Below are 15,962 nucleotides of genomic sequence, written 5' to 3' on the forward strand. Positions count from 1 at the left end.
AATACATAAACGCTTGGATGATTAAACCTAATAAAAAAGAGCTCTCAACTGCCGCCGGAATGGATATAAACAGTGAAGAAGATTTAATTAATGCCGGATGGAAAGTAAAAAAAGAACTCAATTTGGACTATTTGCTGGTTACGCTGAGTGAAGAGGGAATGGCGCTTTTTGGGGATGAGTATGTAAAAATTCCTACAATTGCCAAAGAGGTTTACGACGTAACTGGGGCAGGGGATACCGTTTTGGCAAGTCTTGGATATTATTTAAGCAAAAGTGAAGATATGATAGAGGCTATGCATTTTGCAAACGCTGCGGCTGCCGTGGTTGTGAGCAAAATAGGAAGTGCGACGGTTACTTTGGAAGAGATTGAAGAAACTAAAAGAAGGCTTGATAACAGTGTCGATTATAAAATAGTGGATTTTAAGACAATAGAACATATCTCAAATGATTTAAAAAATCAAAATAAAAAAATCGTTTTTACAAACGGATGCTTTGATATACTGCATTTAGGGCACGTTAAGTATCTTCAAAAAGCAAAATCCCTTGGAGATAAACTGATAGTAGGGGTTAATTCCAATGAATCCGTTAAAAGATTAAAAGGAAGTGATAGACCCGTAAACGATGAATACGACAGGGCTTATTTATTAGCGAGTCTTGAGGTTGTGGATTATGTCGTAATTTTTGAAGAAGATACGCCTTATGAGCTTATTAAAAAAATAAAACCGGATGTTTTGGTTAAGGGAAAAGATTACGAAGGAAAAAAGGTAGTCGGAAGCGATATAGCGGGGGAAGTTAAACTTATTGAATTTGTAGAGGGAAGAAGCACCACTTCGATAATAAAAAAAGTGAAAAATGAAAAGTGAAAAGTTAAAAATTGAGAAAGCGGGGTCCCTAAAAAGTCGTAAGACTTTTTGGGGTGCAGAGGGAGAATTGAGAATGGAGAATTTAAAAAAATGTTTGAATGAGCATATAAAAACAGCTGAAAAAATGGAAAAGTTATTACCCTTAATTAAAGAAGCGGGAGAATTGTGTCTGAGTGCACTGAAAAACGGAAACAAAATAATGCTTTGCGGGAACGGAGGCAGTGCGGCTGATAGCCAGCATATAGCCGCCGAACTTAGCGGAAGGTTTAAAAAAGAAAGAATTCCACTTGCCGGAATAGCACTTACAACCGACACTTCAGCTCTTACCGCTATAGGAAACGATTATGGATATGAATATGTTTTTTCAAGACAGGTGGAGGCTTTGGGTAAAAAGGGAGACGTTTTAATAGCGATTTCCACAAGCGGGAATTCTCTTAATGTTATAAAAGCAATTGAGAGTGCAAAAAAAATAGGTTCTAAGGTTATAACATTCACCGGAAAAGACGGTGGCAGAATGAAAGAAATGGGTGATGTGAATATCGTAATCCCTTCAAACGACACACCTAGAATTCAGGAAATGCATATAATGGTCGGGCATATGATTTGTGCTTTAATTGACGAGGGATTTTAATATTTCCTTTGTTATAAATTTTGCACCTTCTTTTTGATTTATTGAGATTAAGTTTTTGGACATTGTTTCTAAATCAGCATTAAAAATCATGTTTTTTATCTCTGAAATGTCAATTTCATTTTGTCGTTTTACAAATCCGGCGTTTTTATCGGCTATAAATTTTGCATTATAGTATTGATGGTCTCCTGTGGCATAAGGATAGGGAATAAAAAGAGTCGGTATTTGGTTTGCCGCAAGTTCAAAAAGAGTCGAAGCCCCGGCACGCGATACGGCAAAGTCGGCTTTTTTTATTTTTTCTACTAAATTCGGATAAAAATCAAACACATCGGCTTTTATATTTTCTTTTTCGTAAAACTCTTTTATTCTTTTAAAATCTCTTTTACCCGTTTGATGGATGATGTTTATATTTTTTTCTTTTAATTGAGAAGCCAGTTTTAAAGCCAAATCGTTTATGGCAACGGCTCCCTGGCTTCCTCCTAAAAATATAACGGTTTTTAGTTCTTTTCTTATTCTTGCTTTTTCAAAAAAAATATCTTCTACCGGATATGGGTCGCCGTAAAGAAATGTACTGAAAAATCTTTTTGAAAAAGGCTTTAGGATTTTATTAAGAGCTCCTATATGGGCGTTTTGTTCATGTATAAAAAGCGGAACATTACTTAAAATCGCTGCAAAAGAAGCCGGTGCCGCAGAGTATCCTCCTACACTAAATACGGCTTTTATGTTGTGATGTTTTAAAATATTTTTAGCTTCATTTGAGAGTTTTAGGATATTTATTAAAGAGTTTATTTTATTAAGTCCTTTTTTGTTCACCACTCCGGAAGAAGATAGAAAGTAGGTATGACTAAATCCTTTATCGTTTTCAAACCACTCTTTATCAGCTCCGGAAGTTGAGCCTATATAGATAGGTTTTATATCTCTTTTGTTTAATTCTTCTTTGATAACTTTGGCAATTTTCAGATGTCCTCCGGTTCCGCCCCCGGTTATAGCGATATTAAATTTTCCATTTTCCATTTTCCATTTTCCATTAATTAAAATTTTGCTTTTTTGCTTATCATCAAAACCATGCCTATTGCGGTGGCAAATGCAAAAAGTGAACTTCCCCCGTAACTTAAAAACGGAACGGTTAAACCTTTAAGAGGAATGATTGAGGTTATTCCAAGACCGTTTAAAATAAGCTGAATGGCTATAAGACTTCCCACTCCAAAAGCAAAAAGCTGATACTCTTTTTTTTCAGCTCGGAAAGAAAGTTTAAAAATTCTAAACAGTAAAACGGCAAACAGACCAAGAACGATTGTTATACCTATAATACCGCTCTCTTCCGCTATTCCCGCCAAGACAAAATCCGTATGAACGTCGCTTAAAAACCCGAGTTTAAAAATACCGTTTCCTATTCCTACGCCGCTTATTCCTCCATGGTGTATTGCGTTTAAAGACTGAATAACCTGTCCGTAATTGGCGGAGGAGCCTTCAATAAGGGGGTGCGGAAAAAAGTTGGAAGTCATGGTATAAAGCCAGTTTTTTATCCTTTCGAGTCTGTAAGGGGCGAACATTACCGCTAATATTAAAAGTACAGCTCCGATTGCAGCCATAATACCGAATGTCTGAAATTTTCCTCCGGCTACCAGTAGCATAAGCGCGAAAATCAGCACCATAACCATTACCTGTCCTAAGTCGGATAATAAAAAAATGATAAATACCCAAAATATTCCCAGAACGAGCAGATAAGGGATTATAAGGGTAAATTCCTCTTTAAGGGATTTTGTTTTTTTAACTTTTCTGGTAAAAGACCATGATAAAAAAAAGATTACCCCTATTTTAAAAAACTCTACCGGTGAAAATTTAAAGCCACCTATTTTAATCCACCGTCTGGCACCGTTGATTACCGGAGCTACTGATTCAGGTAAAAAAGGCAGAAGAATTATAAGTGCTCCCGATATTATAAGTATACCGAACCCTAAAATGTTAAACCACTTTTCCGGGTCTGCCCTGGATAAAAGTATCATAAGGAAAAAACTTCCACCTGCAAATAAGAGATAATTTTTAAAAAAGTGATATTCGCTTAAATGTTTTTTTACTTCAAAAAATATAGGTAAAGAATATGAAAATATAGCGCCTATAAGCATTAAAACAGCCACTATAATAAAAACGAGGGTATCTACTTTTTGCAAATTTAACCTTTATGAAGTATAATGATAAATGTAATTTTATCAAAAAAAAGAGGAACGTTTTTTGCTTGTTATTTAAAAAGGAGAAAATGTGGCATTTGAAATTTCAAAATCTTTTAATATTATGGAAAAATCCCTGTTTTACAGAAGAATAAGAGAAGATATGATTTCAAGTAATATTGCAAATGCCGATACTCCTTTTTACAGACCTAAAGATATAAGATTTGAAGAAGCATTAGAAGAAGAGATAAATAAAAAATTTCACAAACCGTCTAAAAAGTTAGAACTGGCCAAAACATCGCCTATGCACTTAGAGCCTAAGGATTTTGACGACCCTTACAAGCCTATAGTTTTTTACAGAGACGGTCATTTGGCCAAAAATGACGGAAACAGTGTTGATATAGACGTTGAAACGACTGAAATGGCAAAAAACAGTATGATGTATAACGCCACCGTAGCGGCTTTAAGAAAAAATATAGAAATATTTAAAGCGGTTATAGATTCAAGTAAGAATATTTAAGGATAGAAAATGGCTTTTTTAAACAGTTTTGATATTTCAGGATACGGATTATCGGCTCAGAGATTTAGGATAAATATAATTTCCGAAAATATCGCTAATGCAAATACTACAAGAACTCCCGAGGGAGGGCCTTATAGAAGAAAAGAGGTTATTTTTAAAGCCGTGCCTTTTGAAGAGCATTTAAACAAATACATAGACGAAAATTCCAGATTTCATAAATATGAAAACCCTCTTGACGAGGAAGGAGAAGATTATGCTGTTGCAAAACCTCCTGTTGAAACGGTTATAGTGGATAAGGTCGTAAGGGATGACAGCAAACCTATTTTAAAGTACGACCCGACAAATCCGGATGCAGATGCGGACGGTTATGTTGCCTATCCTAATATTAATCCTGTTGTGGAAATGGCCGATTTAATAGAAGCGACAAGGGCTTATCAGGCAAATGTGGCCGCTTTTCAGGCTACTAAAAACATGGCTCAAAACGCCATTAATATTTTACAATCCTAAAGGATAACAGATGGCTTTTATAAATAAAGTTGACGGTATTAACACATCTTCTTCTCCTCTTCAAAACAAAACTTCTAAAAGCGGAGGAATAGATTTTGAGGAGGTATTGAAAAAGGAGATAGATGAAACAAATAATTTGATGCAAAAAGCCGATGAAACTCAGGCCGCCATAGCGTCGGGAGAAGTTCAGGATTTAGCAAAAGCGAGTATTACTATCCAAAAAGCCGAAATGAAAATGAAAATGATGCTTGAAGTAAGAAACAAAGCAATTAACGCCTACAAAGAGCTTCTAAAAACTCAAATTTAATGAAAAACATAAGAATCCCCGCATTTTTTTTTCTTTTTCTTTTTTTATTGGCTATTGTTTACGGAGCTTTTTTGTTTTTTTCCATTGCAAAACCGAAATATTATTTCGAACCTGTTATAGTTAAAAAAGAGAGCGCTGTTAGAGGAAATATATATTCTAAAAATTATACTATTGCCAAAAGTCAAAAGCTTTACGGCATTTATTTATATGTGAATTATCTTGATGAAAATAAAAAGGCTCTTTTTATAAAACTTTTTTCTATATATTCGGGTATAAGCGAGAAAAGATTAAAAAATATTATTAATTTTGCCAAAAAAAGAGGTAAGAACCGGATTCTTATTGCAAAGGTAGATTTAAAAACGAAGCAAAATCTTATTTATCTTAGAAAAATTCTTGATAAAAAAAGGGTATTTTTAACTAATCCTAAAACAGGTATCAGAAGAGGATATGAAATAGCGAGTTTGGATTTTAAAAGAGTTTATCCTTATGCGGATACGCTAGAACCGGTTTTGGGCAGATACAGAAAAGATTTAAAAAAAGGTGAAAACGGACTTGAAGAGTATTATGACGAACTTTTAAGAGCAAAAAAAGACGGATTTAAAAAAGGTTACAGGGATGTGTTCGGTAATATTATTTATGACGGAGATTCAGTTGTAAAGCAGCCTGTTGACGGGAAAAGTCTTCTTCTTAATATTAACCTTGTATTACAAAGAAAAATAGAAAAACTGCTATCGGTCCAAAAAAACAAATTATCGGCAAAAGAGGTTGTAGCCGCTGTAATGGATTCAAAAACCGGTCGCTTACTGGCCATTGCCACTTCTAACAGGTATAATCCTTCCCATATAAGCCCAAGGGATGTGAAAAATATGAAAATAAGCGTTATAAGAGAACTTTTTGAACCGGGTTCGGTTATGAAACCTATTACGTTTGCGATTTTACTGGAGCTTAAAAAAGTAAATCCTTATGAAATAATAAAAGGATATAACGGAAGATGGAAACCCGAATGGAGAAAAACTCCTATAAGAGACGATGAGCCTTTTGAGTGGCTGAGTGCAGAAAACGTGATTGTGTATTCGAGTAATATAGGTATTTCACAGCTTGCTTTGAGACTTACAAACGTAGAGTTTTTTAACGGGCTTAAAAATTTCGGGTTTGGGGAATATAGCGGTATCGATTTACCTTATGAGCTTAAAGGAAAGCTGAGAAGCCTGAAGCTTTTAAATTATCCCGTGTATAAATCAACTACTTCTTACGGTTACGGAATTTTGGTAAATTTTGTTCAGCTTTTAAAAGCTTATAATGTGTTTAATAATAAAGGAATTACATTTACCCCGAGAATAGGGGCTATAAAAGCTTATAAAAAAAGGGTTGTATCTCCTCAGACAGCTGAGACCATGTTAAAAATATTGAGAAAAGTCGTCTTAAAGGGAACAGGAAAAGCTGCCGATATCAAGGGACTTTTTGTTGCCGGAAAAACCGGAACGGCTCATGTTTCCGTTAAAGGGGGATATAAAAATATATATAATTCATCTTTTTTCGGTTTTGTTAACGACGGAATTCACAGATATACGATAGGAGTTACTTTTTTTGATATAAAAGCCAAATGGCCTAACTATTTTGCTTCATCTTCGGCCGTGCCTACATTTAAAAAAATAATTGATATAATGATGGAAGAAAATCTGATAAAGGTTGAAAATGGAAAGTTATCTAAGTGAATTTATAAATATCTTAAATTACAAATTTTTGTCCTTACCTCTTTATAAAATCATTTTGGCTTTTGTGGTACTTTCGTTTTTTTTGATTGCCAGAAAGGCTTTTACGATTTATTTTATAAAGACGCTAAGGCTTTTGACGAAAAAAACGAAAACCGATATTGACGATAAATTTTTAAAAGCCTTAAAAGAGCCTTTGAAATTTTTATTTGTGATAGGAGGTTTTTATTTCTTTTTGTTTTTTTTGGAAGTAAAAAATGCTGTTGCTTATCATATTTTAAAAGGGCTTTTGATTTTTGACGTGTTTTGGGCTATTTACAATATCATAAACGAATTTGAAGAGTCGGTTTATAAATTATTGGGGCGTTTTGGAAAAGCTTCGAGAGAACTTGCCGGTTTTGTTATAAAAATAATTAAAATTTTAGTAATATCTATCGGTATTATAGCTTTACTTCAGGACTGGGGCATTAATGTTACAGGGTTTATAGCTTCTTTGGGACTTGGTGGACTTGCTTTTGCTCTTGCCGCAAAAGATACGGCAGCCAATATTTTCGGAGGAATTGCAATTTTGACCGATAATATTTTTAAGATAGGAGAATGGGTTAAAATAGGTAATGTTGAGGGAATAGTAGAAGATATAGGAATGAGAACCACTAAAATAAGGGCTTTTGACAAAAGACTTATAATAGTCCCAAATGCAACCATAGCCAATTCAAGCGTTGAAAATTTCAGCAGACGTGATAAAAGAAGAATTATGATGAGAATAGGCCTTGTTTATGATACGCCTGTAGATAAGGTTAAAAAGATAGTGGAAGATATAAGGAATATGCTTTTAAACCATCCTGAAATAGCAAAAGATGAAAGCCTTTTAATTTATTTTGACCAGTTTGAAGACAGCGCTCTTAGTATTTTTTGTTATTTTTTCACCAATACGGCCGTTTGGAAAGATTATCTTAGAATCAGAGAAGATATAAATCTTAAAATAAAAGAGATTGTAGAGCAAAACGGAAGTTCTTTTGCGTTTCCTAGTAACAGTGTTTATTTTGAAACCCCTTTGCAAATTGAAAGATTTAAAGAATGAAAGTTTAGTTAAATAATATCAATATTATTGACATTGTCTTAATAATTTGCTATAATTTCATTAGAAAAAAATTTATTAAAAAGGAGGGGAAAATGTGGCCAATGGTATTCGATCCTTTCAGAGAATTACAAGATATAGAAAGAAGAATAGGAGCGGTTCTTCAAGCAAACAAACCTGTTCAAAAAGTGGAAGCTTTTACGCCTGCTGTGAATGAAAAAGCTGATGAAAAAGGTTATTATCTCGAAATAGACCTTCCTGGCGTTAAAAAAGAAGATATAGAAATAGCAGTAAATGACGGTGTACTTACTATTTCTGGGGAAAGAAAATTAAAAAAAGAAGAAAACGGTCCGAACTATACTAGAATAGAAAGCTTTTTTGGAAGATTTGAAAGGGCGTTTAAACTTCCAAACGATGCCGATTTGGATAATATAGAAGCTAAATATGAAGACGGTGTTTTAAAAATATTTATTCCTAAAAAACAAAAACCTGCCGGAAAAAGAATCGAGGTGAAATAACCTCGGTTTTTTTTTATTTTATTTTATCTGCTCACAGACACTTTAAATAAACTTGGTGAAACGCTCATATTTTTGTTAAAATTATTCAGCTAAATTAAAAGGCTGAAAAATGAAACTGCTTGAAAAAATCTTTCATCTGAGAGAAAAAAACACTGACATATCTACCGAGTTTAGAGCCGGACTTTCTACATTTTTGGCTATGATGTATATTGTCCCTGTAAATGCTTCTATTATGAGCCTTACAGGAATGCCTTTTGATGCTTTAATTACTGCGACTGCCGTTGTTACCATTATTGCTACTGTTTTAAACGGGTTTTGGTCAAATACCCCCGTTGCTATGAGTGTTGGTATGGGACTTAATGCTTATTTTACATTCGGACTTGTAAAAGGTATGGGGATTCCATGGCAGACGGCCCTTGGAATAGTAATGATATCCGGACTTATATTTTTAGCCCTTTCCTTTACCAAATTCAGGGTGTGGGTGCTTGAGTCGGTACCCGTGGATTTAAGAAGGGCAATAAGTGCTGGTATAGGGATGTTTATAGCTTTTATAGGATTGCAGGGGATGGGAATTATAACCAATAATGACGCCGTTTTGGTGGGGCTTGGGAATATAAAAGACCCTAATGTTTTGCTCGGGATATTTGGTTTTATAACGGCTGCCCTGTTTTATTCTTACAGGATAAAAGGTGCTTTTATTTTATCTATTTTAGTGACTACTGTGGTAGCTTGGATATTCGGACTTGCAAAGCTTCCTGAAGGGATTGTGTCCGTTCCTGCTAGTATTGCTCCTATTGCTTTTAAATTTGATATAGCAAGCGCTTTAACTCTTTCTTTAATTCCTGTTATCGTAACTTTTTTGATTACGGATATGTTTGATACTATAGGTACTCTGGCCGGTATAGGTATGAGGGCCGGTCTTTTTAAAGACGGAAGCAGGGAGCTTCAAAAAACCCTTGAGGCGGATGCCGCCGCAACGGTTATAGGAGCAAGTCTTGGTACTTCCACCACAACTTCTTTTATAGAAAGCGCCGTTGGTGTTGAAGAAGGGGGAAGAACGGGACTGACAGCCGTTGTAACGGGGCTTTTATTTATTACTACCCTCTTTTTCCTTCCTTTATATAAAGCAATTCCAAGCAATGCGATTTATCCTATTTTGGTAATGGTCGGAGTATTAATGTTCAGTGAGCTTAAGAATATAGATTTTAAAGACCATACTGTAGCCGTAAGTGCTTTTATAACGGTTATTTTAATGCCTCTTACATATTCCATTACGATAGGGCTTAGTGCGGGATTTGTAATTTATTTACTTTTGGCTTTATTTAGAAAAGAGTTTGATAAAATAAATGCAGGTACGATTACACTTGCAATTATCGGTTTAATGGCTTTCATATTCCACTAAAATTAAGAGTTTTTACTCTTTTCCTTTTTTTAAGGAAATAATAAACAGCATTTTTTCTTTTTTTTTGAAGCTTACATTAATTTATATTCCATTTTCCATTTTCCATTTTCCATTATTTTGGTATAATTCCATCCCCCTGAACGTAAAAGAGGCTTTGCATCATTTATTTTAATTAAATGTTGCAAGGGCTGGTCTTTGTACCTAAGGGGGTATTGTCTATAAAAACAAAGGGAGAAGTTATGAAAGTTAGAGCATCAGTTAAAAAAATTTGTCCTAAATGCAAAATCGTTAAAAGAAAAGGCATTGTTAGGGTAATTTGTGAAAATCCAAGACATAAACAAAGACAAGGATAAAACATGGCGAGAATTGCTGGTATCGACTTACCTAAAAAGAAAAAAATCGAATACGCACTTCCGTATATTTACGGAATCGGTCTTACAACAAGCAGAAAAATACTTAAAGACACAGGAATAGACCCTGAAAAAAGAGTTTACGAACTTACCGAAGAAGAAATATCTGTTTTAAATAAAGAAATTCAAAATAATTACATTGTTGAAGGTGAGCTTAGAAAAATAGTTCAGCTTAATATTAAAGAGCTTATGGACTTAGGATGCTACAGAGGTCTTAGACACAGACGCGGACTACCTGTTAGAGGTCAAAGAACTAAAACAAATGCGCGTACCAGAAAAGGTAAAAGAAAAACTGTCGGCGCAAAAGCGAAATAAGGGGTAGATGATGGCAAAAAGAAAATTAACTAAAAAGAAAAAAATTAAAAAACAAGTTGGACGCGGTGTAGTATATATCGCAGCTACTTTTAATAATACTATGATAACTGTAACCGATGAAATGGGTAATGCTTTATGCTGGAGCTCTGCTGGTGCTTTAGGTTTTAAAGGAAGCAAAAAATCAACTCCTTTTGCTGCTCAACAAGCTGTAGAAGATGCAATGGCAAAAGCTAAAGAATATGGTATTAAAGAAGTTGGAATTAAAGTACAAGGACCTGGAGGCGGTAGAGAAACTGCCGTTAAAACAGTAGGTGCTATTGACGGAATTAAAGTTTTATGGATGAAAGATATTACTCCATTACCGCATAATGGTTGTAGACCAAGAAAAAGAAGAAGGGTGTAACGATGGCTAGATATACAGGACCTGTTGAAAGAATTGAAAGAAGACTTGGTGTTAGTTTAGAATTAAAAGGTGAAAGAAGACTTGCAGGTAAATCTGCGCTTGACAGAAGACCTTACGCGCCTGGACAACACGGGCAAAGAAGAACAAAAATTTCAGAATACGGACAACAGTTAAGAGAAAAACAAAAAATTAAGTATTATTACGGTGTTCTTGAAAAGCAGTTTAGAAGATTTTTTAAAGAGGCAAACAGACAAGAAGGAAGTACGGGGGAAAACCTTATCAGACTTCTTGAAAGAAGACTTGATAACGTAGTTTACAGAATGGGATTTGCCACTACTAGAAGATTTGCAAGACAACTTGTAACTCACGGGCATGTACTTGTAAACGGGAAAAAAGTAAATATTCCTTCTTATTTAGTTAAAGAGGGGGATAGAATTGAAATCAGAGAAAAATCAAAAAACAACCCTCAAATTCAAAGAGCTTTAGAACTTACGGCTCAAACAGGTATAGCTCCTTGGGTTGATGTTGACAAAGAAAAAATGGTAGGGGTATTCCAAAGAATTCCTGAGAGAAGTGAAGTAAATATTCCGGTAGATGAGAGACTAGTAGTTGAGCTATACTCTAAATAATAGGGGCTAAAAAATGAATAAAATAAAAACAGAAGTTTTAATTCCAACCGAATTTTCTTATCAAAAAGAGGGAAATCTCGCAAAAATCGAGGTTTATCCTTTTGAAGCCGGTTTTGGAGTAAGTGCAGCCCATCCGATTAGAAGAGTTTTAATTGCGGCAACTGCGGGATATGCTCCAGTTGCTTTAAAAATCGAAGGGGTAAAACACGAATTTGATTCTTTAAAAGGTATGCTGGAAGATGTTGCCAGCTTTATTATAAATCTTAAAAATATAAGATTTAAGATTAAAGACTCTGAAAAAAAAGAAATTACGGTTAATTATACGTTTGTAGGTCCTAAAGAAATCAGAGGAGAAGATTTAATTAACGATGAAGTTGATGTCGTTACCCCTGATGAATATATAGCCACTTTAAATGAAGAAGGCGAATTAAAACTGAGCATTATTATAAAAAAAGGAATGGGATTTGTCGCTGTCGAAAATTATAGAGATGAACTTCCCGAAGGTTATATAGGACTTGATGCGTATTTTTCTCCTATTAAAAAAGTGGTATACAATATTGAGAATATCTTAATCGAAGACGACCCTAATTTTGAAAAAGTTATTTTTGAGGTTGAAACGGACGGACAGGTTGACCCTATCGACGCTTTTAAAGATGCGGTTAACAACTATTTAAATCAGTTCAGCGTATTTTCGAAAGAGTTTAAACTTGAGCCTAAAAAAGCGGAAAATGTTGAACTTCCTGAAGAATATAATATTTTGTTTGAACCTATTGAAAGTTTGAATTTAAGAAGCAGAAGCTTTAACGCTCTTGACAGGGCCGGGATTAAATATGTAGGTGAACTTGTATTAATGGGCAAAGAAAAAATAGCTAACATTAAAAATTTAGGAACAAAATCATTAGAAGAAATTTTTGAAAAATTGGAAGAGATTGGTTTTTCTATTACAAAAACATTGCCTCTTGAAGTCAAAAAGGCTATAGAAGAAAAACTTGCTAAACTTAAAGGAGAAGAGTAATGAGACATAAGCACGGTTACAGAAAGTTAGGGCGCGACAGCGAACACAGAAGAGCGCTTCTTAGAAACTTGGCTTGCGATTTAATCGAACACGGAAGTATTGAAACTACCGTTCCAAAAGCTAAAGAACTTAGAAGATATATTGAAAAAATAGTTACTAAAGCTAAAAAAAATCCTGATTTGAATACACACAGATATGTATATTCAAAACTAGGAAGTAACGAAAGAGCAAAAGCCGCTACTAAAAAACTTATTGAAGAAATAGCTCCTCAATATGTAAACAGAAACGGCGGATATACTAAAATAATTAAAACAAGATTTAGAAGAGGTGACGCTGCGGAGATGTGTATTATTGAATTCATAGGAGAATAATATGGCGGATATTCCTTTTTCTAACGAAGACTTAAAAGAAGCGGTGGCGGGAGTACTTGAAGAAATCCGCCCTATGCTTCAAATGGATGGAGGCGATGTTACATTGATTGATGTAAAAAAACCTGTTGTTTTCGTTCAGCTTCAGGGCGGATGTGTAGGATGTGCGAGTGCAGGCGCTACTTTAAAATACGGTATTGAAAAAGCCCTGAAAGAAAAAATACATCCTGATTTGGTTGTTATGAACGTACCTCATGGATATGAGGATAAATTGGATGAGCTTGCGAAATATTCATTTTGATGTTTCTTTGTCGCAGTTGGAATCTGAAAAGGCTGTTTCTTTTAAAGATATCAGGGATTTAATAAAATCAAAAGAGGATTTGGAAAACGTTCTTTTGTCTACAAAAGTTTATTTTGAAACGAAAGAAGAACTTTTAGATTTTTTTGATATTTTATTAAAATACGGTTTTAAAGAAAACGCAATAAGTTACTTTGAAGAACTGCTTCAAAACAGTAATGATATAGAGATAGTTAATGGATTTAATTCATTACTTAAACAATGATTTAATAACAGACAATACAAAAGAGCTCTCCCCCTCCAAGCTCTTTTTAAAAACCTCTCAAAACTCAAAATATGCCCGGAATATTAAAAACTTTACAACTCCAAAAGAGCTTTTAAGGGAGCTTAATCTTAAAACAAAATTTATAGGAATAACCGGTACAAACGGGAAAACAACTACGGCTTTTGTTTTGGAATATTTGTTGCAATCTTTTGGATATTCTGTTGGTATTCAGGGAACCGAGGGTTTTTATTTTAACGGAGAAAAAAAAGAAGGAAAAACACTTACAACCCCTCCTGTTTTTACCACTATCAAAAGGGCTTTTAAATATAAACCCGATTTTTTTATCATGGAAGTATCTTCACATGCCATTGTTCAAAACAGGATTGAGGGGATTGATTTTAGTGCCAAGATTTTGACCTCTTTTTCTCAGGACCATCTTGATTTTCATAAAAGCATGGAAGAATATAAAAAAGCAAAAGAGTCTTTTTTTCATGATGAAAGCATTAAAATAATAAATGGAAAACTTTTAAAAATGGAAAATGGAGAATGGAAAATTGAGAATTCAAATTTTTCACTTGTAAACGTAATGGGATATGAATTTAAAATACATAAAAAAAATTTATATGTTTTAGATAAACCTGTAGTTAAGGATATTCTGATGGCGGGTGAATTTAATAAGATGAACTTTTCTCTTGCTTTAAAAACTGTTGAGGTTTTAACTAATTCTCCATTTTCCATTCTCAATTCTCAATTGAAATATTTCAAAGGCGTACCAGGCAGGATGGAAATAGTTTCAAACAACCCTTTGGTGATTATCGATTTTGCCCATACGCCTGATGGGATGGAGAAAGTATTAAGTGCTGTTAAGGGTAAAAAAATCGTTGTTTTTGGTGCAGGCGGTAACCGAGACAGGGATAAAAGATATTTAATGGGAGAAGTAGCAGATAAATTTACCGATTATATAATTCTTACAGAAGATAATCCAAGATGTGAAAATGTTGAAAATATTTGTAAGGAAATATCAAAAGGCATTCAAAACACTCCTTTTGAGGTAATAACCAACAGAAAAAAAGCCATAAAAAAAGCGTTAAAAATAGCTAAAGAAAACAATATGGTTTTAATGCTTTTAGGTAAAGGCAATGAAAATTATATTGAATACTGCCACAAAAAAATAGATTACAGCGACAGGGAGACGGTAAAAGAATGTTTGAAATAGTTAAAGGAGATATCAGGGATTTCAGAGGTGATTATATAGTAAATCCAAGTAATACGATATTAAAACTCGGAAGCGGTGTCAGCGGTGTTTTAAAGATGATGTGTCCTAAACTTCAGGCTGTAATGGATGAATGGACAGGAAAACACGGATTTTTGAATCCCGGCGATATAGCAGTGACGGTTTATCCCTGTGAAGAGTATAAATGGGCAATTCACGCAGCTGTTATGGATTACGGACCGGGGGCTGTGGAAATAGCCCCGGATTATGAAAGAATAGAAAAAATATGTAAAAATATAGCAGAGTATCTCAGCGATAAAGACGCGCTGGTAATTACTCCGTATCTCGGTACGGGAGTCGGGGGACTTGACAAGACGGTTGTGAGGAAGGTTATGAAGAAGTATTTTGAGCCTTTAAGGGCGAGAATTATTTTAATCGAGAAAATTTGATACAATTAATAAAAAGTTAATGCTTTAAGATATAATAGGGCTAAAAAAAGGAGTGTGCATGCAAATGCCAAAACCAAAAAATATAATGTTTATGTGTCAGGTCAAAAGACCTCCTAGTTTTCCAAAACCTAGCTGCGTAAGAGAAGGTACGGAAGATTTACTGCCTTATACTCAGCAAAAAATGATGGATATGGGAATTGACCCTATGGTTAACTGGATAGTGCCTACCGGGTGTCTAAACAGATGTAATTTCGGACCTGTTATGCTGGTTGAGCCCGGCAGTTATATGTATGTCGATTTGAATAAAGAAAAAATTGACAGAATCTTAAAAGAGCATATTATTGAAGGAAAACCGGTAAAAGAGTATCTAATTCCTAAGGAATTTTGGGCGTAAAGGTAAAAAATGACTATAGAAATGCTTTATAGTAAAATTCACAGGGCCACTGTTACGGATGCAAATCTTAATTATGTCGGGTCTATTACCATTGATGAAGAACTTATGGAAGAAGCCAATTTACTTGTAGGACAAAAGGTTGATATTGTAAATATTAACAATGGAGAGAGATTTTCAACATATGTTATAAAAGGTGAAAGAGGCAAAAGAGATATCTGTTTAAACGGGGCGGCAGCAAGAAAAGTTCATCCGGGAGATAAGATAATAATAATCGCTTATGCCTCTATGACGCCTCAAGAGGCTAAAGATTTTAAACCTGCGGTGTTGATTGTTGATGATAATAACGATATAATTGAAAAAACAACCTATTTACAGGAGGAATAATGTTTGGTAATCTTGATTTAAACGAAATGATGCAAAAGCTTCAGGAGCAGATACAAGAATCCGACAATAAAACTTATACCGCAAAAAGCGGGGGAGGTCTTGTTGAGGCTACGGTT

Annotated in this window: 23 protein-coding genes; 21 read left to right on the forward strand and 2 right to left on the reverse strand. The window is 34.4% G+C overall.

Annotation, left to right across the window (positions count from 1 at the left end):
* A partial coding sequence (rfaE2, locus tag ACXJH6_RS02455; protein ID WP_456470182.1) for a D-glycero-beta-D-manno-heptose 1-phosphate adenylyltransferase occupies positions 1-863 on the forward strand: 863 nt, incomplete at its 5' end.
* 73 nt (positions 864-936) lie between these two features.
* Positions 937-1,494 carry a D-sedoheptulose 7-phosphate isomerase gene (gmhA, locus tag ACXJH6_RS02460; RefSeq protein WP_456470183.1) on the forward strand — a complete coding sequence of 186 codons (558 nt, stop codon included), beginning with the start codon at positions 937-939 and terminating at the stop codon, positions 1,492-1,494.
* Here the strand turns inward: gmhA and murG are convergent.
* Positions 1,474-2,505: an undecaprenyldiphospho-muramoylpentapeptide beta-N-acetylglucosaminyltransferase gene (gene murG / locus ACXJH6_RS02465; protein WP_456470184.1), complete on the reverse strand. Its 1,032-nt coding sequence runs from the start codon at positions 2,503-2,505 to the stop codon at positions 1,474-1,476. The two genes, gmhA and murG, sit on opposite strands and share 21 nt — an antisense overlap.
* Positions 2,506-2,522: 17 nt before the next feature.
* The gene (locus ACXJH6_RS02470; protein ID WP_456470185.1) at positions 2,523-3,662 is read right to left on the reverse strand and encodes an FtsW/RodA/SpoVE family cell cycle protein; all 1,140 of its coding nucleotides are present in this window, start codon (positions 3,660-3,662) and stop codon (positions 2,523-2,525) included.
* An 88-nt stretch (positions 3,663-3,750) separates the two neighbouring features.
* Here ACXJH6_RS02470 and flgB point away from each other — a divergent pair, with 88 nt between their 5' ends.
* The 19 genes from flgB (at position 3,751) to panD (ending at position 15,846) form a co-directional block, all read left to right on the forward strand.
* Positions 3,751-4,179, forward strand: a complete 429-nt coding sequence (gene flgB, locus ACXJH6_RS02475) for a flagellar basal body rod protein FlgB (RefSeq protein ID WP_456470186.1) — start codon at positions 3,751-3,753, stop codon at positions 4,177-4,179.
* A gap of 9 nt (positions 4,180-4,188) precedes the next feature.
* Positions 4,189-4,686: a flagellar basal body rod protein FlgC gene (flgC, locus tag ACXJH6_RS02480; protein WP_456470187.1), complete on the forward strand. Its 498-nt coding sequence runs from the start codon at positions 4,189-4,191 to the stop codon at positions 4,684-4,686.
* A gap of 10 nt (positions 4,687-4,696) precedes the next feature.
* A complete protein-coding gene (gene fliE, locus ACXJH6_RS02485; protein ID WP_456470188.1) occupies positions 4,697-4,993 on the forward strand; it encodes a flagellar hook-basal body complex protein FliE in 297 nt (98 codons plus the stop codon).
* Between the two features lie 71 nt (positions 4,994-5,064).
* On the forward strand, positions 5,065-6,708 hold the full coding sequence (locus tag ACXJH6_RS02490) for a peptidoglycan D,D-transpeptidase FtsI family protein (protein ID WP_456470189.1): 1,644 nt from the start codon (positions 5,065-5,067) through the stop codon (positions 6,706-6,708).
* Positions 6,689-7,786: a mechanosensitive ion channel family protein gene (locus ACXJH6_RS02495; RefSeq protein WP_456470190.1), complete on the forward strand. Its 1,098-nt coding sequence runs from the start codon at positions 6,689-6,691 to the stop codon at positions 7,784-7,786. Before ACXJH6_RS02490 ends, ACXJH6_RS02495 begins: the two co-directional genes overlap by 20 nt.
* Positions 7,787-7,878: 92 nt before the next feature.
* Positions 7,879-8,301 carry an Hsp20/alpha crystallin family protein gene (locus tag ACXJH6_RS02500; RefSeq protein ID WP_456470191.1) on the forward strand — a complete coding sequence of 141 codons (423 nt, stop codon included), beginning with the start codon at positions 7,879-7,881 and terminating at the stop codon, positions 8,299-8,301.
* A gap of 109 nt (positions 8,302-8,410) precedes the next feature.
* Entirely contained in the window at positions 8,411-9,703 is a 1,293-nt protein-coding gene (locus ACXJH6_RS02505) for an NCS2 family permease (RefSeq protein ID WP_456470192.1), read from the forward strand.
* 239 nt (positions 9,704-9,942) lie between these two features.
* The gene (gene rpmJ, locus ACXJH6_RS02510; RefSeq protein ID WP_007475222.1) at positions 9,943-10,056 is read left to right on the forward strand and encodes a 50S ribosomal protein L36; all 114 of its coding nucleotides are present in this window, start codon (positions 9,943-9,945) and stop codon (positions 10,054-10,056) included.
* Between the two features lie 3 nt (positions 10,057-10,059).
* Entirely contained in the window at positions 10,060-10,428 is a 369-nt protein-coding gene (gene rpsM / locus ACXJH6_RS02515; RefSeq protein WP_456470193.1) for a 30S ribosomal protein S13, read from the forward strand.
* A gap of 10 nt (positions 10,429-10,438) precedes the next feature.
* Positions 10,439-10,831, forward strand: a complete 393-nt coding sequence (gene rpsK / locus ACXJH6_RS02520; RefSeq protein ID WP_456470194.1) for a 30S ribosomal protein S11 — start codon at positions 10,439-10,441, stop codon at positions 10,829-10,831.
* Positions 10,832-10,833: 2 nt separating this feature from the next.
* On the forward strand, positions 10,834-11,460 hold the full coding sequence (rpsD, locus tag ACXJH6_RS02525) for a 30S ribosomal protein S4 (RefSeq protein WP_456470195.1): 627 nt from the start codon (positions 10,834-10,836) through the stop codon (positions 11,458-11,460).
* Between the two features lie 13 nt (positions 11,461-11,473).
* Positions 11,474-12,475 (forward strand): DNA-directed RNA polymerase subunit alpha, encoded by a 1,002-nt coding sequence (locus tag ACXJH6_RS02530; protein ID WP_456470196.1) that lies wholly within the window; start codon positions 11,474-11,476, stop codon positions 12,473-12,475.
* The gene (rplQ, locus tag ACXJH6_RS02535) at positions 12,475-12,846 is read left to right on the forward strand and encodes a 50S ribosomal protein L17 (RefSeq protein WP_456470197.1); all 372 of its coding nucleotides are present in this window, start codon (positions 12,475-12,477) and stop codon (positions 12,844-12,846) included. The genes ACXJH6_RS02530 and rplQ overlap by 1 nt, the downstream gene beginning before the upstream one ends.
* Before the next feature lies 1 nt (position 12,847).
* Positions 12,848-13,144, forward strand: coding sequence for a NifU family protein (locus ACXJH6_RS02540; protein ID WP_456470198.1), 297 nt, complete (start codon positions 12,848-12,850; stop codon positions 13,142-13,144).
* Positions 13,119-13,406 (forward strand): hypothetical protein, encoded by a 288-nt coding sequence (locus ACXJH6_RS02545; protein WP_456470199.1) that lies wholly within the window; start codon positions 13,119-13,121, stop codon positions 13,404-13,406. Before ACXJH6_RS02540 ends, ACXJH6_RS02545 begins: the two co-directional genes overlap by 26 nt.
* Positions 13,378-14,622 (forward strand): UDP-N-acetylmuramoyl-L-alanyl-D-glutamate--2,6-diaminopimelate ligase, encoded by a 1,245-nt coding sequence (locus tag ACXJH6_RS02550; protein ID WP_456470200.1) that lies wholly within the window; start codon positions 13,378-13,380, stop codon positions 14,620-14,622. Before ACXJH6_RS02545 ends, ACXJH6_RS02550 begins: the two co-directional genes overlap by 29 nt.
* A complete protein-coding gene (locus ACXJH6_RS02555; protein ID WP_456470201.1) occupies positions 14,610-15,068 on the forward strand; it encodes a macro domain-containing protein in 459 nt (152 codons plus the stop codon). The genes ACXJH6_RS02550 and ACXJH6_RS02555 overlap by 13 nt, the downstream gene beginning before the upstream one ends.
* Before the next feature lie 58 nt (positions 15,069-15,126).
* Positions 15,127-15,462 carry a (2Fe-2S) ferredoxin domain-containing protein gene (locus ACXJH6_RS02560; RefSeq protein ID WP_456470202.1) on the forward strand — a complete coding sequence of 112 codons (336 nt, stop codon included), beginning with the start codon at positions 15,127-15,129 and terminating at the stop codon, positions 15,460-15,462.
* Between the two features lie 9 nt (positions 15,463-15,471).
* A complete protein-coding gene (gene panD, locus ACXJH6_RS02565; protein WP_456470203.1) occupies positions 15,472-15,846 on the forward strand; it encodes an aspartate 1-decarboxylase in 375 nt (124 codons plus the stop codon).
* Positions 15,847-15,962 lie beyond the last annotated feature (116 nt).

The organism is Caminibacter sp. (genome assembly GCF_053999135.1).